The organism is Microbacterium sp. MMO-113 (assembly GCF_037148555.1).
Lineage (GTDB): Bacteria > Actinomycetota > Actinomycetes > Actinomycetales > Microbacteriaceae > Microbacterium.
Genome location: NZ_JBBCTD010000001.1, coordinates 651,876 through 671,448 on the forward strand (window position 1 = coordinate 651,876; position 19,573 = coordinate 671,448).

At 68.8% G+C, this 19,573-nt stretch carries 24 protein-coding genes, 1 tRNA gene and 1 other RNA gene; 15 read left to right on the forward strand and 11 right to left on the reverse strand.

The window, feature by feature from the left end; genetic code table 11:
* Positions 1-49: 49 nt before the first annotated feature.
* The 11 genes from WFJ36_RS03030 (at position 50) to dapF (ending at position 10,660) form a co-directional block, all read left to right on the forward strand.
* Positions 50-2,770: an FtsK/SpoIIIE family DNA translocase gene (locus WFJ36_RS03030; protein ID WP_071328432.1), complete on the forward strand. Its 2,721-nt coding sequence runs from the start codon at positions 50-52 to the stop codon at positions 2,768-2,770.
* Positions 2,770-3,345, forward strand: a complete 576-nt coding sequence (gene pgsA / locus WFJ36_RS03035; protein ID WP_071328433.1) for a CDP-diacylglycerol--glycerol-3-phosphate 3-phosphatidyltransferase — start codon at positions 2,770-2,772, stop codon at positions 3,343-3,345. The genes WFJ36_RS03030 and pgsA overlap by 1 nt, the downstream gene beginning before the upstream one ends.
* Positions 3,342-3,830: a CinA family protein gene (locus WFJ36_RS03040; protein ID WP_071328434.1), complete on the forward strand. Its 489-nt coding sequence runs from the start codon at positions 3,342-3,344 to the stop codon at positions 3,828-3,830. Before pgsA ends, WFJ36_RS03040 begins: the two co-directional genes overlap by 4 nt.
* A gap of 141 nt (positions 3,831-3,971) precedes the next feature.
* Positions 3,972-4,280: a helix-turn-helix domain-containing protein gene (locus tag WFJ36_RS03045; protein WP_025103227.1), complete on the forward strand. Its 309-nt coding sequence runs from the start codon at positions 3,972-3,974 to the stop codon at positions 4,278-4,280.
* An 18-nt stretch (positions 4,281-4,298) separates the two neighbouring features.
* Positions 4,299-4,523, forward strand: coding sequence for a DUF3046 domain-containing protein (locus WFJ36_RS03050; protein WP_060921072.1), 225 nt, complete (start codon positions 4,299-4,301; stop codon positions 4,521-4,523).
* Between the two features lie 260 nt (positions 4,524-4,783).
* The gene (recA, locus tag WFJ36_RS03055) at positions 4,784-5,830 is read left to right on the forward strand and encodes a recombinase RecA (RefSeq protein WP_025103229.1); all 1,047 of its coding nucleotides are present in this window, start codon (positions 4,784-4,786) and stop codon (positions 5,828-5,830) included.
* A gap of 389 nt (positions 5,831-6,219) precedes the next feature.
* Positions 6,220-6,693, forward strand: a complete 474-nt coding sequence (locus WFJ36_RS03060) for a regulatory protein RecX (protein ID WP_256209408.1) — start codon at positions 6,220-6,222, stop codon at positions 6,691-6,693.
* Positions 6,694-6,742: 49 nt separating this feature from the next.
* Positions 6,743-8,287: a tRNA (N6-isopentenyl adenosine(37)-C2)-methylthiotransferase MiaB gene (miaB, locus tag WFJ36_RS03065; RefSeq protein WP_336642616.1), complete on the forward strand. Its 1,545-nt coding sequence runs from the start codon at positions 6,743-6,745 to the stop codon at positions 8,285-8,287.
* A complete protein-coding gene (gene miaA, locus WFJ36_RS03070; protein WP_336642617.1) occupies positions 8,284-9,195 on the forward strand; it encodes a tRNA (adenosine(37)-N6)-dimethylallyltransferase MiaA in 912 nt (303 codons plus the stop codon). Before miaB ends, miaA begins: the two co-directional genes overlap by 4 nt.
* Before the next feature lie 34 nt (positions 9,196-9,229).
* A complete protein-coding gene (locus WFJ36_RS03075) occupies positions 9,230-9,778 on the forward strand; it encodes a dihydrofolate reductase family protein (protein WP_336642618.1) in 549 nt (182 codons plus the stop codon).
* A gap of 9 nt (positions 9,779-9,787) precedes the next feature.
* The gene (gene dapF / locus WFJ36_RS03080; protein WP_336642619.1) at positions 9,788-10,660 is read left to right on the forward strand and encodes a diaminopimelate epimerase; all 873 of its coding nucleotides are present in this window, start codon (positions 9,788-9,790) and stop codon (positions 10,658-10,660) included.
* A gap of 21 nt (positions 10,661-10,681) precedes the next feature.
* Here the strand turns inward: dapF and WFJ36_RS03085 are convergent, their stop codons facing one another.
* Positions 10,682-11,323, reverse strand: a complete 642-nt coding sequence (locus tag WFJ36_RS03085) for a class I SAM-dependent methyltransferase (protein ID WP_336642620.1) — start codon at positions 11,321-11,323, stop codon at positions 10,682-10,684.
* Positions 11,324-11,389: 66 nt separating this feature from the next.
* On the opposite strand from WFJ36_RS03085, the gene hflX reads away from it, so the two are divergent.
* Positions 11,390-12,901 (forward strand): GTPase HflX, encoded by a 1,512-nt coding sequence (hflX, locus tag WFJ36_RS03090; RefSeq protein ID WP_292790850.1) that lies wholly within the window; start codon positions 11,390-11,392, stop codon positions 12,899-12,901.
* Between the two features lie 10 nt (positions 12,902-12,911).
* Here the strand turns inward: hflX and WFJ36_RS03095 are convergent, their stop codons facing one another.
* Positions 12,912-13,574 carry an SIMPL domain-containing protein gene (locus WFJ36_RS03095; RefSeq protein WP_336642621.1) on the reverse strand — a complete coding sequence of 221 codons (663 nt, stop codon included), beginning with the start codon at positions 13,572-13,574 and terminating at the stop codon, positions 12,912-12,914.
* A 139-nt stretch (positions 13,575-13,713) separates the two neighbouring features.
* Between WFJ36_RS03095 and ssrA the strand changes: the two genes are divergently transcribed.
* Positions 13,714-14,083, forward strand: a transfer-messenger RNA (tmRNA) gene (gene ssrA, locus WFJ36_RS03100).
* Positions 14,084-14,294: 211 nt separating this feature from the next.
* Here ssrA and WFJ36_RS03105 read toward each other — a convergent pair.
* Positions 14,295-14,639, reverse strand: a complete 345-nt coding sequence (locus tag WFJ36_RS03105; protein ID WP_336642622.1) for a hypothetical protein — start codon at positions 14,637-14,639, stop codon at positions 14,295-14,297.
* Between the two features lie 195 nt (positions 14,640-14,834).
* Here WFJ36_RS03105 and WFJ36_RS03110 point away from each other — a divergent pair, with 195 nt between their 5' ends.
* Positions 14,835-15,149, forward strand: a complete 315-nt coding sequence (locus WFJ36_RS03110; protein WP_071328444.1) for a DUF7882 family protein — start codon at positions 14,835-14,837, stop codon at positions 15,147-15,149.
* Between the two features lie 56 nt (positions 15,150-15,205).
* On the opposite strand, the gene WFJ36_RS03115 is transcribed toward WFJ36_RS03110, so the two are convergent.
* The 3 genes from WFJ36_RS03115 to WFJ36_RS03125 form a co-directional block, all read right to left on the reverse strand.
* Entirely contained in the window at positions 15,206-15,382 is a 177-nt protein-coding gene (locus WFJ36_RS03115; RefSeq protein WP_158698530.1) for a hypothetical protein, read from the reverse strand.
* 90 nt (positions 15,383-15,472) lie between these two features.
* Positions 15,473-16,024: a hypothetical protein gene (locus WFJ36_RS03120; protein ID WP_336642623.1), complete on the reverse strand. Its 552-nt coding sequence runs from the start codon at positions 16,022-16,024 to the stop codon at positions 15,473-15,475.
* Positions 16,025-16,039: 15 nt separating this feature from the next.
* Positions 16,040-16,837, reverse strand: a complete 798-nt coding sequence (locus WFJ36_RS03125; protein ID WP_071328446.1) for an inositol monophosphatase family protein — start codon at positions 16,835-16,837, stop codon at positions 16,040-16,042.
* 155 nt (positions 16,838-16,992) lie between these two features.
* Here WFJ36_RS03125 and WFJ36_RS03130 point away from each other — a divergent pair.
* Positions 16,993-17,065: transfer RNA gene (locus tag WFJ36_RS03130), tRNA-Lys, on the forward strand.
* A 111-nt stretch (positions 17,066-17,176) separates the two neighbouring features.
* On the opposite strand, the gene WFJ36_RS03135 is transcribed toward WFJ36_RS03130, so the two are convergent.
* From WFJ36_RS03135 to WFJ36_RS03155, 5 genes are all read right to left on the reverse strand, one after another.
* A complete protein-coding gene (locus WFJ36_RS03135) occupies positions 17,177-17,452 on the reverse strand; it encodes a hypothetical protein (protein ID WP_336642624.1) in 276 nt (91 codons plus the stop codon).
* A gap of 28 nt (positions 17,453-17,480) precedes the next feature.
* Complete coding sequence (locus tag WFJ36_RS03140; RefSeq protein WP_143049257.1) at positions 17,481-17,750, reverse strand: hypothetical protein; 270 nt, start codon at positions 17,748-17,750, stop codon at positions 17,481-17,483.
* Between the two features lie 64 nt (positions 17,751-17,814).
* Positions 17,815-18,156 carry a DUF7882 family protein gene (locus WFJ36_RS03145; RefSeq protein ID WP_025103253.1) on the reverse strand — a complete coding sequence of 114 codons (342 nt, stop codon included), beginning with the start codon at positions 18,154-18,156 and terminating at the stop codon, positions 17,815-17,817.
* 144 nt (positions 18,157-18,300) lie between these two features.
* Positions 18,301-18,993: an SOS response-associated peptidase gene (locus tag WFJ36_RS03150; protein ID WP_336642625.1), complete on the reverse strand. Its 693-nt coding sequence runs from the start codon at positions 18,991-18,993 to the stop codon at positions 18,301-18,303.
* An 82-nt stretch (positions 18,994-19,075) separates the two neighbouring features.
* On the reverse strand, positions 19,076-19,558 hold the full coding sequence (locus WFJ36_RS03155) for a YbaK/EbsC family protein (protein ID WP_071328748.1): 483 nt from the start codon (positions 19,556-19,558) through the stop codon (positions 19,076-19,078).
* Positions 19,559-19,573: the final 15 nt, after the last annotated feature.

The window sequence follows — 19,573 nt, forward strand, 5'->3', positions numbered from 1 at the left end:
TTCCGCGTGGTGACGCGGAGATGTCGGTCTCGGGTCGTACCGTGGAGGCATGGCCAGGAGCAGCACCAAGACCGAGCGCGCCTCGACGAGCGCCCCGTCGCGCCCCAAGCGGCAGGCGGCTCCGAAGGCGCAGCCCGCTCCGAAGAAGTACATCGACGAGGCGGACAAGCCGCCCATCGCCGCGCGCGCCTGGAACGGGCTCGCGCACGGCGTCGGCGGACTATTCCGGGCCTTCGGGCCCGAGACGCTGCAGAAGGACGACCGCAGAGACGGCTTCCCGTTCCTGCTGGTGATCCTGGCGGCGCTCGGCGCCGTCAACGAGTGGTTCTTCATCGGCAACCAGGTCGCGGCGAACATCAGCGCCTACTCGGTGGGGCTCTTCGTCGGCCGGGTGGCCTTCATCATGCCGGTGCTGCTGCTCCTTCTGGCGGGATGGCTGTTCCGGCACCCGTCGTCCGTGCACGACAACGGGCGCATCGGCATCGGCTTCGGGATGTTCGTGCTCGCTCTGGCGGGCATCTTCCACGTCGCCGGCCCTCGTCCCCACCCGAACCAGGGCATGCCCGCGCTGAGCGAGTCGGGCGGTCTGCTCGGGTGGCTCGTGGGGCAGCCACTGACGTACCTGACCGACATCCCGGCCTACATCATCCTCGGGCTCCTCGCCGCCCTCAGCATCCTCATCCTCACGAAGACCCCGCCGAACCGCATCGGTGCGCGCCTGGGAGACCTCTACGCGTGGATGTTCGACGCCGAGCGCCCGCAGAAGCCGGCGAAGGACACCGCGGACGCGGTCGACGAGGCCGATAAGGTCGACGATCCGGACGTGCTGCCCTGGTGGCGGCGCAACAAGACCGGTCGCGAGGAAGACCCCGACGAGGGGACCCTCGCCTCGGACGACATCACCGCGCTGCTGTCCACGAGCGAGGCCACCCCGGCGTACGACCAGGCCGTCACGGTGGCGAACCCCTACGACGCGGCGACCGAGGTGCTCAGCGACGTCCGCTCGGTGACCGACGCGCTCGCAGAGCAGCAGACGACTGCGCTCCTGGACGACGAGTCCGACACCGGCGAGATGCCGGAGCTCCCCGGACTCGACGGCTTCGGCACGGAGGGGCCCGGCGACCGCGGCCCGCAGGCGCCGGTGGCCCCGTACATCCTTCCGTCGCCCGGCGTGCTGTCCGAGGGACCGCCCTCGGTCGCGCGGTCCGAGGCGAACGACCGGATCGTCGAGCAGATCACGAGCGTCCTCGACCAGTTCAAGGTAGACGCCAAGGTCACCGGCTTCTCCCGCGGCCCGACGGTCACGCAGTACGAGGTCGAGGTCGGCCACGGCGTCAAGGTCGAGAAGATCCTCCAGCTCAGCAATAACTTCGCCTACGCCGTCGCCTCCAACGACGTCCGCATCCTCTCGCCGATCCCCGGCAAGAGCGCGATCGGCATCGAGATCCCGAACACCGACCGCGAGACGGTCGCTCTCGGCGACGTGCTGCGGTCGGCCGCCGCGCAGAAGAGCACGCACCCGCTCACGATCGGCGTCGGCAAGGATGTCGGCGGCAACTTCGTCGTCGCCAACCTCGCGAAGATGCCGCACCTCCTGGTCGCCGGTTCCACCGGCTCCGGTAAGTCCAGCTTCGTGAACTCGATGATCACGAGCCTGCTCATGCGGGCGCGCCCGTCCGACGTGCGCATGGTCCTCATCGACCCGAAGCGCGTCGAGCTGACCAGCTACGCCGGTGTTCCGCACCTGATCACCCCCATCATCACGAACCCGAAGAAGGCGGCCGAGGCGCTGCAGTGGGTCGTGAAGGAGATGGACATGCGGTATGACGACCTCGCGTCGTTCGGCTTCCGCCACATCGACGACTTCAACCGGGCCGTGCGTGCGGGCGAGGTGGAGGTGCCTCCGGGAAGCGAACGGGTGCTCAAGCCGTACCCGTACCTCCTCGTCGTGGTCGACGAGCTCGCGGACCTCATGATGGTCGCCCCGCGCGACGTCGAGGACTCGATCGTCCGCATCACGCAGCTCGCTCGCGCCTCCGGCATCCACCTGGTTCTCGCCACGCAGCGCCCGAGCGTCGACGTCGTCACCGGCCTCATCAAGGCGAACGTGCCGTCCCGTCTCGCGTTCGCTGTCACGAGCGTCACCGACAGCCGGGTGATCCTCGACAGTCCCGGCGCCGACAAGCTCATCGGCCAGGGTGACGCGCTCTTCTCGCCCATGGGCTCGTCGAAGCCGTTCCGACTGCAGGGTGCGTGGGTCGACGAGAAGGAGATCGACGCGGTCGTCAAGCACGTCACGCGTCAGGCGCGTCCCGAGTACCGTGCCGACGTCCAGGAGGCGATGGAGCCGGCGAAGAAGAAGGAGGTCGACGAGGACATCGGCGACGACCTCGAGCTCCTGCTCGCGGCCGCCGAGCTCATCGTCTCCTCGCAATTCGGATCCACTTCCATGCTGCAGCGCAAGCTGCGGGTCGGCTTCGCCAAGGCCGGACGCCTGATGGATCTCCTCGAGTCGCGTGAGGTCGTCGGCCCTTCGGAGGGCTCGAAGGCGCGCGATGTGCTCGCGACCCCCGAGCAGCTGCCGCAGGTCATGGCGAAGCTCCGCGGAGAAGACGTCCCGTCGGCTCCGTCGGCTCCGGCGGCTCCGGCTGCGCCCGCGGCCGCGGCGGTGCCTGCCGAACGTGATCCGTTGGAGGCGCAGTACGACGGCCTGCCGGTCGTCGAAGCGGAAGGCGACGAAGACGCCTGGGGCCTGACGGGACGCGACTGATGGCGATCCCTCGGCAGCTCCCCAACGCCATCACGGTGGCGCGCATCCCGCTCGCCGTCGTGTTCTTCGTCCTCCTGCTCCTCGGCGGGACGTACGGCCTCGCCGATCTCACCGTGCGCTGGATCGCCGCCGTCCTCTTCATCGTCGCCATCTCGACCGACTGGGTCGATGGCTACCTCGCGCGTCGATACGACATCGTCAGCGACTTCGGAAAGCTGTGGGACCCGATCGCGGACAAGCTCCTCACCGGCGCGGGATTCGTGGGGCTCGCGATCCTGGACGAGGTCTCCTGGTGGATCGTGGTGATCATCCTCGTCCGCGAGTGGGGGATCACCATCCATCGGCTGGTCGTCGCGAGCGAGCACGTTGTCGCGGCCGCCTGGATGGGCAAGATCAAGACGGCCTTCCAGGGCGTCGCCCTCGGCTGGGCTCTCCTGCCGCTGCACGTGTTCATCGGGCTCGGCCCGTGGACGGTCGTGACGACCGTCCTCATGGTGATCGTGCTCGTGCTCACCGTCGTCAGCGGGATCGACTACATCGTCGCGCAGGTGCGCGGCGCGCGTCAGAGCCGATGAGCGGCACGACGCCAGCCGAGGCTCTGGAAGCTCTGCGTGAGCGAGGCTGGACCCTCGGTGTCGCGGAGTCGCTCACCGGCGGTGCGGTGTGCGCGGCGCTCGTCGCGATTCCCGGCGCCTCCGCGGTGCTCCTCGGCGGCGTCGTCGCCTACGCCACCCCCGTCAAGCACACGCTGCTCGGCGTCGACACCGACCTGCTGGAGCGATACGGGCCGGTGTATCCGGAGGTCGCGCGGCAGATGGCTGCCGGAGTGCGCGGCGCCGTCGCGGTGGATGGTCTCCCCGCCGATGTCGGGGTGTCCACCACGGGGATCGCGGGCCCGGAGTCCCCGGATGGGCAGCCCGTGGGCACCGTCCACATCGGCGTGATCACCCCGACAGTGAGCCGGACCCGACCGTTCCACTTCGAGGGGGACCGCGAGGCGGTGCGAGCGCAGACGGTCGCGGCGGTCCTCGATGTGCTGGCCGCGGCGCTGCGGGAATAGCGACCCGCCGCGTCATGTTGATAGGGATGTGCTCACATTTAAACCACAGAGTGCAAGGGTAGATTCTGTGCAAGCCAGGAGGACTAGACTGGCCGTCTCTTCGAGGGAGACCTCGATTCATGAACTGCGGAGGAGGTTCCGATGATTCTTGTACGACAGGAGATCGGCGACGTGCTGAGGGACTTCCGTCTGCAGAAGGGGCGGACGCTCCGGCAGGTCGCGAGCAAGGCGTCCGTCGCCCTCGGCTATCTCAGTGAGGTCGAGCGCGGACAGAAGGAGGCATCGAGTGAGATCCTCGCTTCGGTCGCAGAGGCGCTCGACGTCCCCATCTCCACGATCATGCGCGAGGTCGGGGACCGCATCTCGGTGCTCGAAGGCATTCAGGTCTTCCCCGACGTGGTCCCGGACGACCTGGTCGCCTCCGTGGAGCCCGAGCTCTCGCTCCGCTGACACTCGGAGATCACCCTTATGCGACGCAGTGAGTTCCTGCGCGCCGTCGACGCCGAGTTCCATGCCCGAGCCTCTTCTCTGGTGAATGACCTCGTGCTCTCCGGCATGGGGGGACGAACGGCGCTCGAGGCTCTCGAAGCCGGGGTGCCTCCGCGCGATATCTGGCTCGCGCTCTGCGCCGACATGGACGTCCCCGAATCCCGTCGCCACGGCGTGGGGCGTCTGGAGCCGCGCGGCCGGTGACGGCGGCTTCCCGGGTGTGCGGAAGTCCGACACGCCCAACCGGCGTGTTGTCGAAAATCTGTTCGAACCAGGCGTAGTCTTCTGCACAAGTGGTCAGACGGTTCTGATCCCCACGATCCCCGGCTCCTCGACGCAATGTCGGAGGCCCGCCGTACCGTGAGGTCCAGGCTGAAAAGCCATACGCCTTGTCGGAGAGTTCCTTCCGCCGGAAGAGCCGCGACAGCCTACAGGCGGCAGCACACGCGCAGAAGGAGCACACCATGCCATCACCCGCCGACCGCGAGAAGTCCCTCGAGACCGCCCTCGCCCAGATCGACCGCCAGTTCGGAAAGGGCTCGGTCATGCGGCTGGGCAGCGATGAGCGTGCCCCTGTGGCCGTTATCCCCACCGGCTCCATCGCCCTCGACGTCGCCCTCGGCGTGGGAGGCCTGCCGCGTGGCCGCATCGTCGAGATCTACGGCCCGGAGTCCTCCGGTAAGACGACGCTGACGCTGCATGCCATCGCCAACGCCCAGCGGGCCGGCGGCATCGCGGCGTTCATCGATGCCGAGCACGCGCTCGACCCCGACTACGCCGCGAAGCTCGGCGTCGACATCGACGCTCTTCTCGTCTCCCAGCCCGACACGGGTGAGCAGGCGCTCGAGATCGCCGACATGCTCGTGCGTTCCGGAGCCATCGACCTCATCGTCGTGGACTCGGTGGCGGCCCTGGTGCCGCGTGCCGAGATCGAGGGTGAGATGGGCGACTCCCACGTGGGTCTCCAGGCCCGCCTCATGTCGCAGGCGCTGCGCAAGCTCACCGGTGGGCTGAACCAGACCAACACCACGATGATCTTCATCAACCAGCTGCGCGAGAAGATCGGCGTGTTCTTCGGCTCGCCCGAGACCACCGCCGGTGGTAAGGCGCTGAAGTTCTACGCCTCCGTGCGTATGGACATCCGCCGCATCGAGACGCTCAAGGACGGCACGGACGCGGTAGGTAACCGCACCCGCGTCAAGATCGTCAAGAATAAGATGGCCCCGCCGTTCAAGCAGGCGGAGTTCGACATCCTCTACGGCGTCGGTATCTCCCGCGAGGGCAGCCTGATCGACTTCGGTGTCGAGCACGGGATCGTCAAGAAGTCCGGATCCTGGTACACCTACGACGGCGATCAGCTGGGCCAGGGCAAGGAGAACGCGCGAACGTTCCTGCTCAACAACGCCGACATCGCCTTGGCGATCGAGAGTCAGATCAAGCAGAAGCTCGGTATCGGCGGCCCGGCCGCGGCTCCGGGTGCTGATGAGCTGGCTGAGCGTCGCCCGGCCTGATGAGTGATCAGCGTGGGGGCGATTCCGAGCGGATCGCCCCCATCATCCCTCTCTTCGGCGGAGCTGCGCGCACCGAGCGTCCGGCTGATAGCGGGGCAGACGACCCGTCGTTCGCTCGGCCTGTGCGGTCTGGGTCGCAGGCGGACGCTGCGGGACTCTGGCGCTCGACGTGGCACGAGCCCGCGCCCGCAGGGTCATCGTCGGCTGACGATGGTTCCCCCAGCGCCCGGCACCCCGCTCGTGGTGCCTCGACGCGAGCCGCTTCCGGGGGCGGGAAGACCACCAGGTTGCGCGCCGTCGGCGGCGTGTCCCGAGCGACAGAAGAGGGAACGGACGCAGAGAGCGACGCGTCGGCGGAGGAGATCCGAACGACGGCGGAGGAGTCGTTGGTGCGGAAGCTGCGAACGCGGTCGCTGTCGATCTCCGAGGCCCGGCTGGTGTTGAAGGGACACGGACTCGCCACGGACGCCATCGACGACGTGATCGACGACTTCGTACGGCGGGGTTACCTCGACGACGCCGTGCTCGCGGAGCTCCTCGTGACGTCCGGTGTCGAACGCAAGGGGCAGGGCCGGGTCGCCCTCTCCCGAGCGCTGTCGCAGCGGGGCATCCCCCGTGAGGTCATCGACGCGGCTCTCGACGAGCTTCCCGACGACGACGCCGAGCGGGCGCTGGAGTTCGCCCGGACCAAGGCCCGCTCCATGGGACGTCTCGATCCGGACGCGGCGCTTCGCCGATTGGTCGGACAGCTGGCTCGCCGCGGGTACGGGGGAGCGGTCGCCATGAACGCGGCGAAGACGGCGCTGCGAGAAGCCTCGTTCGGCGGGGGCCCCTCCGGCGTCCGGTTCGTGGATTCCGACTGACGGTTCGCACGCGATCGGCTCTCGGTGACGCTCGTACAATGGGAGCATCATGACTATCCCCCGCAGCGAACCGACGATCATCAGCGCGTCGTCGGCGGCCGTCGACGACGACGGGCGCCAGCGATCCTACGAAGTGCGCACCTTCGGCTGCCAGATGAACGTCCACGACTCCGAGCGTCTAGCCGGATCCCTGGAGAGCGCCGGCTACATCCGCGCTGAGGCCGGAGCCGAAGCCGACGTGGTGATCATCAACACCTGCGCCGTCCGAGACAACGCCGCCGGGAAGCTGTACGGCACCCTCGGGCACCTGGCCGCCGTCAAGCGCCGCAAGGCCGGGATGCAGATCGCCGTCGGCGGCTGTCTAGCGCAGATGGACAAGCAGGCCGTGCTTGACAAGGCTCCCTGGGTCGACGTGGTCTTCGGCACGCACAACATGGGGTCCTTGCCCGGTCTCCTGGAGCGCGCGCGCCACAACGGCGATGCCGAGCTCGAGATCCTCGAGTCCCTCGAGGTGTTCCCGTCGACCCTCCCCACCAAGCGCGACTCCGCGCACAGCGGCTGGGTGTCGATCTCCGTCGGCTGCAACAACACCTGCACCTTCTGCATCGTCCCGAGCCTCCGGGGCAAGGAGAAGGACCGTCGGCCGGGAGACATCCTCAACGAGATCCGCCTGCTGGTGGAAGACGGCGCCATCGAGGTGACGCTCCTCGGGCAGAACGTGAACTCGTACGGGGTGGAGTTCGGCGACCGTCAGGCGTTCGGCAAGCTCCTCCGTGCCGCCGGCGAGATCGAGGGCCTCGAGCGCATCCGCTTCACGAGCCCGCATCCCGCCGCCTTCACGGACGACGTGATCGACGCGATGGCGGAGACGCCCGCCGTCATGCCGCAGCTCCACATGCCGCTGCAGTCGGGGAGCGACCGGATCCTCAAGGCGATGCGCCGTTCCTACCGCAGCGAGCGCTTCCTGGGCATCCTCGACCGCGTCCGCGAGCGCATCCCGCATGCGGCCATCACGACCGACATCATCGTCGGCTTCCCCGGCGAGACCGAGGAGGATTTCGAGGAGACGATGCGCGTCGTCGAGCTGTCGCGCTTCTCCGGCGCCTTCACCTTCCAGTACTCGATCCGTGAAGGGACCCCGGCGGCGACCATGCCCGACCAGGTGCCCAAGGAGGTCGTGCAGGCGCGCTACGACCGGCTGATCGCGCTCCAGGAGCGCATCTCGCTCGAGGAGAACCAGAAGCAGGTCGGCCGTGAGGTCGAGGTTCTCGTGTCCACGGGCGAAGGCAAGAAGGACACGGAGACGCGTCGCCTCACCGGGCGGGCGCAGGACAACCGGCTCGTGCACTTCGAGGTCACTCCCGGGTCGGAGCTGCCGCGGCCGGGTGACGTCGTCACGGTGACGGTGACGCACGCCGCGCCGTTCCACCTCCTCGCCGACGACCCGACGGGTGCCCCGCTCCGCATCCGCCGGACGCGCGGTGGCGACGCCTGGGATCGGGGACAGGCCGAGTCGTGCGCCGTGCCGGCACCGAGCGACGGCGCTCCGCGCGCTGTCTCCCTCGGCCTGCCGACCCTCCGCGTCGGAGTGTGACCGCGCCTCGGCTCTGGGCCGTCGTCGGCGCGACCGGCACGGGGAAGAGCGATCTGGCGCTCGATCTCGCCGGGGAGCTCCGGCGGAGCGGCAACCCGGCGGAGATCGTCAACGCCGATGCCATGCAGCTCTACCGCGGCATGGACATCGGCACCGCGAAGCTGTCGGTCGCCGAACGTCGCGGCATTCCGCACCACCTCTTCGACGCGCGAGAGGTGACGCAGGACGCCGCCGTGGCCTGGTATCAGCCTCTTGCACGAAAGGCTGTGCAGCGGATCCACGCGGCAGGCGGCGACGCGATCCTCGTCGGCGGATCAGGACTCTACGTCTCGAGCGTCGTCTACGAGTTTCACTTTCCGCCTCGGGACCCCGCCATCCGCGCGCGTCTGGAGGAGGAACTGGATCGTGATGGTGTCGAGTCGCTGCTCCAGCGGCTGCGTGTGCGCGATCCGGAGGCCGCGGCGCGCGTGGACCCGCGCAACGGGCGACGCGTGGTCCGGGCCCTCGAAGTCGTCGAGCAGGGGAGTGCGACGCACGGAGCGGCACTGCCAGAGAGACCCACACTCTGGTATCCGCACACGCGTCTGATCGGGCTGCACGTGGATCGGGGCGAGCTCGTCGCCCGCCTCGATGCGCGCGTGCGTCGGATGTGGGAGCACGGCCTGGTGGCCGAGGTCGCCGGGCTGCGGGAACGCGGTCTGGAGCGGGGGACGACAGCCCCGCGGGCGATCGGATACGCGCAGGCGCTCGCACAGCTGGACGGACGCTCCACCGCCGAGGAGGCGATCGCCGAGACGCAGGCGCTCACGCGGCGCTACGCACGTCGGCAGGTGTCGTGGTTCAAGCGCTACCCGGAGCTGGAGTGGGTGACGCCACCCGTGGCCGTCGCCGACCTGTTGCGGGACTGACCGCGATGTCGGTGGCCCGTGCGAGCATGCGCGTATGGCCACTCACTACTTCACCGCGTCCAGCCTGGACGGCTTCATCGCCACTGCCGAGCATTCCCTGGACTGGCTGCTGAGCCAGGACATCGACATGGAGGGCCCGATGGCGTACCCCGCCTTCGAGAAGAGCATCGGTGCGCTCGTGATGGGGGCATCCACGTTCGAGTGGGTCATGCGCCACGAGGAGGGCCGCTGGACGTACACGCAGCCTACGTGGGTGCTGTCGCATCGTGATCTCACGGTGCCGGAGGGGGCCGATGTCCGGGTGACGAGTGCCGACATCCGCGACGTGCACGCGGCGATGCTCGACGCCGCGGGTGGCAAGGATCTCTGGGTGGTCGGTGGGGGAGACCTCGCCGGGCAGTTCGCCGACGCGGGGCTGCTGGACGAGGTCTGGGTGCAGTACGCACCGGTGACCCTCGGCAGCGGGGCCCCGCTGTTGCCGCGGCGACTCGATCTGGAACTGATCGAGGTGGCCCGCAACCGCAGCTTCCTCAGCGGGCGCTATCGCGTCGCAGGAGCCGCTGCTGGGCCTTCGGCTCCCTAGACTGGTCGCATGGTCGCATTCACCAAGGGGCACGGTACCGGCAACGATTTCATCATCATCGCCGACCCCGATGGCGGGCTGGAGCTGACCGCGGAGCAGGTCGCGGTGCTTTGCGATCGGCATTTCGGGATCGGCGCCGACGGGGTGCTGCGCGTCGTGCGATCCTCCGCTATGCCGGAGGGTGCAGCGGCCCTGGCAGAAGAGCCGGATGCCGAATGGTTCATGGACTACCGCAACGCGGACGGTTCCGTGGCCGAGATGTGCGGCAACGGGATCCGCGTCTTCGCCCACTACCTCGTCCGCTCCGGTCTCGCGGCGATCGAGCCCGGCAGCACGCTTCCGATCGGCACCCGAGCGGGGATCCGTGACGTCACGCGCAGCGTGAGCGGCTATCAGGTCGACCTCGGCGCGTGGAAGCTGTCGGGAGACGACCCGCTGGTGCGCGCGGACGGGCTGACCGTCACCCGTCCGGGCCTGGGGATCGACGTCGGGAATCCGCACGTCGTGGTGGCGCTCGCGTCCGACGCGGAGCTCGGCCTCCTCGAACTCACCCGCACGCCCGAGCTGGAGCCGGCTCCGCCCGCGGGAGCCAACGTCGAGTTCGTGGTGCCCGGTGAGCCCCTCGTGCGCGACGGCATCGGGCACGTGCGGATGCGTGTGTTCGAGCGCGGGGTCGGAGAGACGCTGAGCTGCGGAACGGGCGTCGCCGCCACGGCTCTCGCTGTGCGCTACTGGGCCGGCGCTCAAGCCCCGGACAACTGGCAGGTCGAGGTTCCGGGCGGCACACTGGGCGTCCGCATGTTCCCCGCCGAAGACGGGGAGCACGTCGCGCTGTCCGGGCCGGCGCAGCTCGTCTATCAGGGCGAAGTCGATCTCGCCTGAGGCCGCCGAGCGGCGGACCTCTCAGACGACGTCGATCGGCTCCGTGGGGGGCGTTCCGTGCTTTCGCACCTTGAGGATGCGGTAGCCCTTGCCGGTCGCCGTCCGGAAGACGCTGAAGCCGGGCTGGAAGGTCGCCGCGATCCAGCGCTGCAGGGAGTCGGCGCCGAGGTTCCGCTGCACGACGAGCCACGCATCGCTGCGCTCGTCGAGCCTCGGGATCCACTTCTCCAGCAGACCGTGCAGCTCGTTCTTCCCGACCCTGATCGGAGGGTTGGACCGGATCGTGCGAAACGTGACATCGGCGGGAACATCCTCGGGCAGTGCCGCGTTGACATTGGTGAGGCCGAGGGCGGCGGCGTTGCGACGCACGAGGTCCAGAGCCCGCTCATTCACATCGACCGCCCAGACGGTCGCGTGCGGTGCGGCCAACGCCATCGACAGGGAGATGGGCCCCCACCCGCTGCCGAGGTCGAGAAGATGACCTCCGGGAGGAACGGGAGGCATGTTGGCGAGAAGCACTGCGGTGCCGGCGTCGAGTCGATCAGGGCTGAAGACACCACCCGCGGTGGTCACTTCGAGCTCACGTCCTGCCAGGGATACGCGGATCTTGCGCAGGTTCTCGGGGCTAGCCGGGGCCGCAGTGAAGTAGTGGTCGGACCCCATACGGTGAGCGTACCGGACGGCGCGGGCTAAGGTTAAGGCTCGCGAGGAAACCAGAGACAGGAACGGATGACGGAGACGAAGACACCCTCCACCGACGACCAGACGGTCGACCGCGTGCTGGCGAACGCAGAGAAGCGCTCGGAGGTGCGGACGTTCGGTGCCGCGCAGGCGCTCCAGGACGAAGCCACCGCCGCACACTCGACGGCAGACGGCGACCAGTGGGACCTCGAGGATCGGCACGCGCTGCGGCGTGTGGGCGGTCTGTCGACGGAGCTCGAAGACGTCACCGAGGTCGAGTACCGTCAGCTGCGCCTCGAGAACGTCGTGCTTGTCGGCGTGTACCCGCAAGGGGCCCAGGAGGACGCGGAGAACTCCTTGCGCGAGCTCGCCGCCCTCGCGGAAACGGCCGGCGCCGTCGTGCTCGACGGCGTCCTGCAGCGCCGTCCGCACCCGGACGCCGCGACCTATCTCGGACGCGGCAAAGCGCAGGAGCTGAAGGACATCGTCGCGGCCGTAGGGGCTGACACTGTCATCGCCGACACCGAGCTGGCCCCCAGCCAGCGACGCGCGCTCGAAGACGTCGTGAAGGTGAAGGTCATCGACCGGACCACCGTGATCCTCGACATCTTCAGCCAGCACGCCAAGAGCCGGGAGGGCAAGGCCCAGGTCGAGCTCGCGCAGCTCGAGTATCTATTGCCGCGCCTGCGCGGTTGGGGCGAGTCGATGAGCCGACAGGCCGGTGGACAGGTCGGCGCCGGTGGCGCGGGCATGGGCTCGCGCGGTCCCGGTGAGACCAAGATCGAGCTCGATCGCCGACGCATCCGGACGAAGATGGCCCTCCTGCGCAAGCAGATCCGCGACTTCGCGCCCGCACGCGAGGCGAAGCGGGCCGAACGCAAGCGGAACACCATCCCCTCTGTCGCGATCGCCGGGTACACGAACGCCGGGAAGTCGAGTCTTCTCAACGCTCTGACGAGCGCGGGCGTGCTCGTGGAGAATGCGCTGTTCGCGACCCTCGATGCGACCGTCCGTCGGTCCGAGACCGAAGACGGCCGCGTGTACACGCTGACCGACACGGTCGGGTTCGTGCGCAACCTGCCGCATCAGCTCGTCGAAGCCTTCCGCTCCACGCTGGAGGAGGTCGGCGACGCCGACGTCGTGCTGCATGTGGTCGACGGCTCGCACCCCGACCCGGCGGGCCAGCTGCAGACGGTGCGTGACGTGATGGGCGATGTCGGCGTACGCGACATGCCTGAGATCGTCGTCTTCAACAAGGCCGACCTCATTCCGGAGGACGAGCGGCTGGTGCTGCGCGGCCTGGAGCCCCGGGCCCACTTCGTGTCGTCACGTTCCGGAGAGGGCATCGTCGAGCTCCGCGCGGCGATCGAGGAGGCACTGCCGAAGCCGGCCGTGGAACTCCACGCCGTGATCCCGTACGACCGCGGCGACCTCGTCGCGGCGATCCACGAGACCGGGATGCTGTTGTCGGTCGAGCATCGGGAGGCGGGTACCGCCGTCCACGCGCACGTGTCCGAGCGGCTCGCCGCCGACCTCGCGGACTTCGTCGTCAGCGCCTGACGACCAAGGCTCAGCGAGCCAGGAAGCGTGCCTCGACGGTCGCCGTGAGGACGATGTCCTGCGGCTCGTACTCCATGGCGGGAGCGGCGTCGGCCGCGAAGGCGACGGCCCCGCGTGCTTTCCCCAGCGGAGCGCCGGACGCCGGCGCCGAGGACAGCAGGCCGGTGTCGGCGATCTCCAGGGGCGTCACCTCGGCGAGGCCGAGCGCGGTGGCGTACGCCTCTGCTCGCGTCACCGCGACTCCGACTGCCTGCGCGGCGACCTCGCGCTCCACGCGGACGCGGGTCTCGGGAGTGAGGTGCCAGTCGACCCCGCCGATCTCGACACCGTCCCAGGCGGATACGTCGGAGATCCAGAGCGAGAGCTCCGAAGCCTCCGCGAACGTCGCGGTCAGGTCGATGCTCGCGTAGTACACCGGGGCGAGCCGCTTGCCATCGGCGTTCCAGGGGCGCTCGGCGCGCACGGAGAGCCGCGTGCTACTCCAGTCGAGGGCGGAGCCGGCGTCCACGCGTCCCACGATGCTGCTGCGGACCGGCTCAGCCAGGCGCATGACGTGGTCGACGACGGTCGCCCGCTCCGGACCCTCGGCGCGCACCGAGACGCGGATGGTCGCCCGTTCCGGCGCCAGTCGGGCTTCGTGTTCGCCGCGGACGGTGACTGTCACATCGCTCATGGGGCGACTCTACGCGACGGGCACGGCGGCGGGAATGGCGGCGGCGGCGCAGACGTTGTAGTCTGTGATGCTCGGGCGCTCGTCGTCCGAGGCTGACAATTCCACAGCGTGACAGCGGCTCCTTCGAGAGAAGGACCACGGGGCTGATCGGTTTCGACAGCGCCTGTGAATCCACGAGAAGCGGGCCGAGGATGCAGAGTTATCTCGTAAACGCTCTCTGCAAAACAATAGTTGCCGAAACCAAGCGCAACGACTTCGCCCTCGCTGCCTAAGCGAGCCCGATAGTCCGTCAGACCGTATGTGATTCCGATACGGATCCTGGCGTCATCTAGGAATCTTGCTGCGTGACGGCGTCTGGACGTCACGTGGGACTCTTCCCAGGCTGGGCTCGTCGACTTAGGTGTCTGTGACAAAGGTCGGAGCCGAGCAGAACGCTTCCACAGACTGCGCCCGGAGAAGGCGTGGAGACTCAGCGTTGGACGGGGGTTCGATTCCCCCCAGCTCCACCAGGTCGCTGTCACACTGAATGAGGCCCGCCCCCCTGGTGATCACCAGGGAGGCGGGCCTTTTCGCGTCGTGGGAACAGGAGGCCGAGACCCCCGCAGCGTGGGTGCTCGGCCGGCGGGGGGACCTCGCCACGAACGTGACCATCGCGCTGAGCTACGTCGGCGACGACGGGCGGACGTACGATAGGCTCCGCGGCGCGGCGACCGTGATCGTTTACGCGGTCACCCAGCGGACGCCGTCGGCATCGGGGGCGAAGCGGCGTCCGCCGTCCGTCTCCAGCTCCTCCATGAGCGGGATGATGACGCTCCACAGCGCCCAGTGCTCCGGAGTTCCTTCGCCGCCTTGCGCCTTCCCTTCCCACCGGGCGGCCGCCGGAAGGGGAACGCGGAAGCCGAACCGGGTCCCCGTCGAGTCGGTAACCTCTGCGCTCAGCGACCCTGCTCCGGCCGCGAGCTCCGTCAACGTGAACTCCCGGGGGACGATGAGCGTTGCGCGCGCGCGATCCCAGGCCTGACGGACAGCCGTCAGGAACGGCCCCGCGATGATGTCGGTCGTCATCAGAAGTCTCCTTCCCCGATCGGCGGGACAGCGCCCACCCGTTCGACTCCCCCACTGCGATGATCGCAGGCGCGAGCGCCGGGTGTCTGTCCCCTCTTCGGGGGACGCGAACGGACACCAGGAGGGCGCTGGTTCAGGAATGCACGCGGCAGGGCAGCCCTGGTGGCCGAGGCAGGCGAGGCCTAGCATTCGGTCATGGGGTTCATCATGTACGACAGCACGAGCCAGCTCCACATCGAGGACCGCGCGCTCGCGCACCTCAAGGTCGTGATCGCGACGAAGCTGCGACGCAACGAGAGCTTCACGGTGTCGTGGACCCACCCCGAAGGCGACGCATACGGACGCTCCACCATCTGGCTCCACCCGTCGATCCCGCTGCGCTTCACCTTCGAAGGGCGGGAGCCGCCGAAGCTCAATCCGAAGTGGATCGACGACCTCATGCAGTCGGCGAACTCGACCGGAGGCATCACGCTCGTCGACGAGATCGTCCAGAGCTCGACGACGGAGTGACAGTGCAGGAGCCCCACCTCGTGCGAGGCGGGGCTCCTGTCATCGGGACAGCGGGCTCAGTGCGAGCGGTCGGGGTCCTCGGCGAGCACGTCGTCGCCGTCGTCATCCGATCCGTCCGTGGGCGGAACGGTGCGCGGCTCGCCCTTGTTGTCCTCGGCGCCGAGGTTGTCGTTCTCCTCGGGGCCGGGGGAGGGCTCAGTGCTGATGTCGTTGCGGTCGCTGTCGTTACCCATGGGCGTTCCTTTCCTCGGATGCCTCCACCCTCGTCGATCCGCGGCCGCAGGCCCAGCCGCTTGACAGCGCCGGCCGGATGGTGTGTGCCGTCAGCTCTGTCCTTCGATGAGGAGGAGTCCCTGCTTCGTGTCGGCGACCTTCACCCAGCCATCGCCGAAGAGGTAGGTCATGCCGTACCCGTCTTCGTCCGTGCTCATGGCGAACTGCGGGTCTTCGGTGACGTACACGCCCTGCGCGTCTTCCTCGCTCCGCCAGCCCTCCTCCACGAGGCCAGCTTGTGCGCGCTCCGCATCCTCGGTGGACACGAGGGACCAGCCGTACATCTGACCATGGTCCGAGGGAACGCCGAAGTCGGCCCAGAAGCAGAGGAGTCCCTGGGTCAGCTCGACGCCCCCGACGCGGAACTCGCGTGGCTCGGCGGTCCACCCCGCGTCGGTGAGGGCCGCGACGGTGCCTTCGGAGATCATGGACTCGCACGTCAGCTCGTCGCCGCCCGGCGCCGTGCTCGCGCCGGCGTCTGCCGTGGGCGTCACGGAGCCCTGCGACGGCGACGGACCGGGCGCGCCTTCACCGGTGCATGCGGTGAGGATCGAACCCGCGAGCACGAGACCGGTCAGGATCGCGAATCGTCGGGTGGTCATCGTGGCCTCGGAGAGTCAGTCGTGCAGGAGACGGAGGAAGTCGTCGTGAAGGGTGCCGTTGGTAGCGAGCGTCGAGCGGGCGGAGATCGTCTCGGAGCCGTCGAACGCGGTCATGCGTCCGCCCGCCTCCCGGACGATCGCCACGGCCGCCGCGATGTCGTACTCCTTCACATCGAACTCGGCTACTGCCTCCAGCCGTCCCTCGGCGAGCAGCATGTAGGCGTAGACGTCGCCGTACGCCCGATCCCGCCAGACACGCTCGCTCAGGCGCAGCAGGGCATCCAGCTGTCCGGCGTCGCGCCACTGGGTGATGCTCTGGAAGCTCACGCTGGCATCGTCCAGCGAGGAGACGGTGGAGGTGGTGAGACGGCGCTCGGTGCGGTCGCTCACCGTCCAAGCGCCGTGTCCTGCTGCGGCCCACCAGCGCCGCCCGAGGGCGGGCATGCTGACCACGCCGACACGGGGCACACCATCGATCGCCAGGGCGATCATCGTCCCCCACAGAGGGACGCCGCGGAGGAAGTTCGCGGTGCCGTCGATCGGGTCGATGATCCACTGCCGGGCGGTGCTGCCCTGAGCCCCGAACTCTTCGCCGAAGATGCCGTCGTCGGGACGTTCCTCCTCGAGGATCCGGCGGATCGCGCGCTCCGTCGCCAGGTCGGCGTCCGTCACGTGCGAGCGGTCCGCCTTCGTGGAGATCTCCAGGTCGGCGGCGTCGAAGCGGGGGAGGGACTGGGCGTCCGCGGCATCGGCGAGGCGAAGGGCGAGCTGCAGGTCGGCGCGCAGGTCGGCGGCGTCGGGAGTGGCGGTCACGCTCTCAGGATAGTCGTCGCCCCGACCGCGCCCGCAGAGACCATCGGCCAGGATCGGCGGGCGAAACGCCCGGGCCACGCCCGGGCCGCGGCGGATTTCGTGTCGGCGCCAACCGCTGGTAATGTAATTCCTCGGTCGGGGTTATCCCGGGCCACGCACCTCTAGCTCAATCGGCAGAGCAACTGACTCTTAATCAGTGGGTTCAGGGTTCAAGTCCCTGGGGGTGCACGGAACAAGCCTCGGAGATCTCGCCATCTCCGGGGCTTTTTCTCTGCCCACGCCGGCGCCGGGTCGCTCGGACGGGATCGAGATCGCGGTGCGGGTGGGGTGGTACGCGGGTCAGGCGCGGCGGACGGAGAGGAGCTGCCAGCCCTCGGGGACCTTCGCCTCGATGCCCGCCATATCGTCGGCCTCGATCTGCTCGACGCCGTCGACGCGCTGGAACGTTCCCGTCGCCTCCATCTTCGCCTCGCCCTTGAGCATCCGCACCGGGGCGGACGTCAGAGCGTAGCCCGGCTCACGGTGAGCATCGAGCTGAGTGTGGACGTCCTCCAGCGAGATGCCTGTGACGTCGACGGTCATGGATCCGCGGGGGCGGATGAGAGCGACGAGCATCCGTCCAGTCTACGAGCGAGTCGTGCCCTCAGAGATCCCAGTCGAGCGTGGAGCGGACATCGATGGGGGCGTCTCGTCCGGCGTCCTCGCGGATCAGGTAGACGATGACGCGGGACTGCGCGGTGATGAGCACGCTCGTGAGCGTGTCACCTGTCGCCAAGTCGATGAACGTCGGTTGCGAGCGCGCCGCCGCTTCGATGCGAGACATGAGGTCCGCGACATCCGTGCTGCGAGGCAGGAGGAAGTCGTGCCCATCGATCTCGATGTGCGTCGTCGTCATTCCCGTCTGGTTCCCCATGCGCTCCACGGTACGAATCACCTCAAGACCCGACAAGAGGGGTTGAACCCCGCAGGCGAGCGTGTTAGGACCGCGTGAGAGCGCTCTCGCTGCCGTCCGGCTGCTGCTGGTCCGCGGGCTCGGGGACGAGGTACAGACCGCTCGGGGCATTCGCGGTGAATGCGAGGGCCTCGATCCAGGCGCGGTTGACGCTGGGTTGGCGACTGCCATGGTACTTGTACACCAGTGAGCTTCCGGCATGGATCCAGACCGTCGTGCGGCCGCCGCCCATGCTGACGTCGTCCTTCCAGGTGAAGCCGAAGGGCTCGCCACGGCGGAGCTTCGCGGTCATGACCAGCTGGATGTGCGTGAGAGCGCGGTCTTCGATGTCGACCTTGACGCTGTTCTCGTAGATGAACTTGCCCATCGCAAGATTCCCTTCTCTCCACGGGAACCTGTGCTAAGAGGCGCGGCCGAGGTGACCGCTGGTGTGGGTGTGCTCAGCGTGTCACACATCCGCCCGATCTCCTATCCCACCGGGGTGTCGTGCGTCCGCGCGTGTCGCCGCGTTTCACCCGACCGGGGCGAGGAGCGTGGGATCCGTGGGATCGACGGTGCGCGTGTTGCTCACCTTGCGGTCCACGACGTAGCCGTGCAGCGTCGCGGCGACATCGGCGGAGGTGTGATCGAGCATCGCCAGCGTGTCGAGCTTGGTCTGCCCGGTGAGCTTCTCCGGTGCGAGCCAGGCGTCCCAGGTGTCGGGAGTCAGGAACGCCGGCATCCGGTCGTGCACCTCGCCGCCGGCGTCTCGCGCCTCTCGGGTGACGACGACGAAGCAGCGGACCTTCTCTCCCGCATGCTCCATCGACCAAGTGAGACCGGCCGCGGCGAGCAGGCCGTCTCCGTGGAGGAAATGCGGGGTCTTGCGCCCCTTCTCGCCCGTCCATTCGAAGTACCCGCGCATCGGTACAAGGCAGCGCGCCGCGGAGAACGCCGGCGCCCAGAACCCGGCGGCGAGCTTCTCCATCCGGGCGTTGATCAGCGGGGCGCGCTGCGGACGGTTGGGGGGACTCTGCCAATCCCATCGCACGAGTTCGAGGATGCGGCCCTCACCGCGGTCCCGGACGATCGGGGCGCTTTCGGTCGGCGCGATCGAGTAGGCGCCGTGCCAGGACTTCCACCAGTCCTCCGGCCGGCCGCCCTCGGCGACGAACTCCCGGATCAGCTCGTCCGTCGTCGCGTCGTTCGCGAATCGTCCGCACATGTCATCGCCTCCGTCTCGCCGGTCGCTCGCGCCGCGGCCCGCATCGCCTCCATCATGAGGCACGGCGCGGACATCCGGGGCGTCACACCACGTCGATCACGGTGCCGGCGGTCAGATCCGACAGCTGGACGAAGGTCAGCGGCATGACGGTGTGTGGATGGCCCGCCGCCGCCCAGATCACGTCGTACGCCTGCAGGGCGCTGTCGATGAAGGTGGGGAGGGGCGCGGGGTGGCCGACGGGCGCCACCCCGCCGATCGCCTGCCCGGTGGCGTCGCGCACGGTGGCGGGTGGTGCCATGACGACTTCGCTCGCCTCCATGCTTCGCGCCAGGACGGCGAGATCCGCCCGGTGCCCGCCGCTGGTCATGACGAGGACGGGGCGGCCGTCGGCGAGGAAGACGAGGCTGTTGGCGATCGCGGCGACATCACAGCCGATGGCGGCGGCCGCCTCGGCGGCGGTGCGCGCCGAGTCCGGGAGGACCCGGATCTCGGTCTCGACACCGGCCGCGAGGAGGTGTTCCTGCACCCGTCGGCTGCGCTCGGGGAGGGGAGGAGCGTCGGTCATGACCCCACGGTAGCC

Excerpts from the sequence above, each read along its gene's own strand:
- WFJ36_RS03110 (WP_071328444.1), top strand. The coding sequence starts at position 14,835 with ATGGGGTTCATCATGTACGACAGCACGAGCCAGCTCCACATCGAGGAC.
- recA (WP_025103229.1), top strand. The coding sequence starts at position 4,784 with ATGCCATCACCCGCCGACCGCGAGAAGTCCCTCGAGACCGCCCTCGCC.
- WFJ36_RS03095 (WP_336642621.1), bottom strand. The coding sequence starts at position 13,574 with ATGAGCGATGTGACAGTCACCGTCCGCGGCGAACACGAAGCCCGACTG.
- WFJ36_RS03155 (WP_071328748.1), bottom strand. The coding sequence starts at position 19,558 with ATGACCGACGCTCCTCCCCTCCCCGAGCGCAGCCGACGGGTGCAGGAA.
- WFJ36_RS03045 (WP_025103227.1), top strand. The coding sequence starts at position 3,972 with ATGATTCTTGTACGACAGGAGATCGGCGACGTGCTGAGGGACTTCCGT.
- WFJ36_RS03075 (WP_336642618.1), top strand. The coding sequence starts at position 9,230 with ATGGCCACTCACTACTTCACCGCGTCCAGCCTGGACGGCTTCATCGCC.
- dapF (WP_336642619.1), top strand. The coding sequence starts at position 9,788 with ATGGTCGCATTCACCAAGGGGCACGGTACCGGCAACGATTTCATCATC.
- WFJ36_RS03115 (WP_158698530.1), bottom strand. The coding sequence starts at position 15,382 with ATGGGTAACGACAGCGACCGCAACGACATCAGCACTGAGCCCTCCCCC.
- WFJ36_RS03030 (WP_071328432.1), top strand. The coding sequence starts at position 50 with ATGGCCAGGAGCAGCACCAAGACCGAGCGCGCCTCGACGAGCGCCCCG.
- hflX (WP_292790850.1), top strand. The coding sequence starts at position 11,390 with ATGACGGAGACGAAGACACCCTCCACCGACGACCAGACGGTCGACCGC.
- WFJ36_RS03105 (WP_336642622.1), bottom strand. The coding sequence starts at position 14,639 with ATGACGACCGACATCATCGCGGGGCCGTTCCTGACGGCTGTCCGTCAG.
- WFJ36_RS03040 (WP_071328434.1), top strand. The coding sequence starts at position 3,342 with ATGAGCGGCACGACGCCAGCCGAGGCTCTGGAAGCTCTGCGTGAGCGA.
- WFJ36_RS03140 (WP_143049257.1), bottom strand. The coding sequence starts at position 17,750 with ATGGGGAACCAGACGGGAATGACGACGACGCACATCGAGATCGATGGG.
- WFJ36_RS03135 (WP_336642624.1), bottom strand. The coding sequence starts at position 17,452 with ATGCTCGTCGCTCTCATCCGCCCCCGCGGATCCATGACCGTCGACGTC.
- WFJ36_RS03050 (WP_060921072.1), top strand. The coding sequence starts at position 4,299 with ATGCGACGCAGTGAGTTCCTGCGCGCCGTCGACGCCGAGTTCCATGCC.
- WFJ36_RS03120 (WP_336642623.1), bottom strand. The coding sequence starts at position 16,024 with ATGACCACCCGACGATTCGCGATCCTGACCGGTCTCGTGCTCGCGGGT.
- WFJ36_RS03145 (WP_025103253.1), bottom strand. The coding sequence starts at position 18,156 with ATGGGCAAGTTCATCTACGAGAACAGCGTCAAGGTCGACATCGAAGAC.
- WFJ36_RS03150 (WP_336642625.1), bottom strand. The coding sequence starts at position 18,993 with ATGTGCGGACGATTCGCGAACGACGCGACGACGGACGAGCTGATCCGG.
- WFJ36_RS03085 (WP_336642620.1), bottom strand. The coding sequence starts at position 11,323 with ATGGGGTCCGACCACTACTTCACTGCGGCCCCGGCTAGCCCCGAGAAC.
- pgsA (WP_071328433.1), top strand. The coding sequence starts at position 2,770 with ATGGCGATCCCTCGGCAGCTCCCCAACGCCATCACGGTGGCGCGCATC.
- miaB (WP_336642616.1), top strand. The coding sequence starts at position 6,743 with ATGACTATCCCCCGCAGCGAACCGACGATCATCAGCGCGTCGTCGGCG.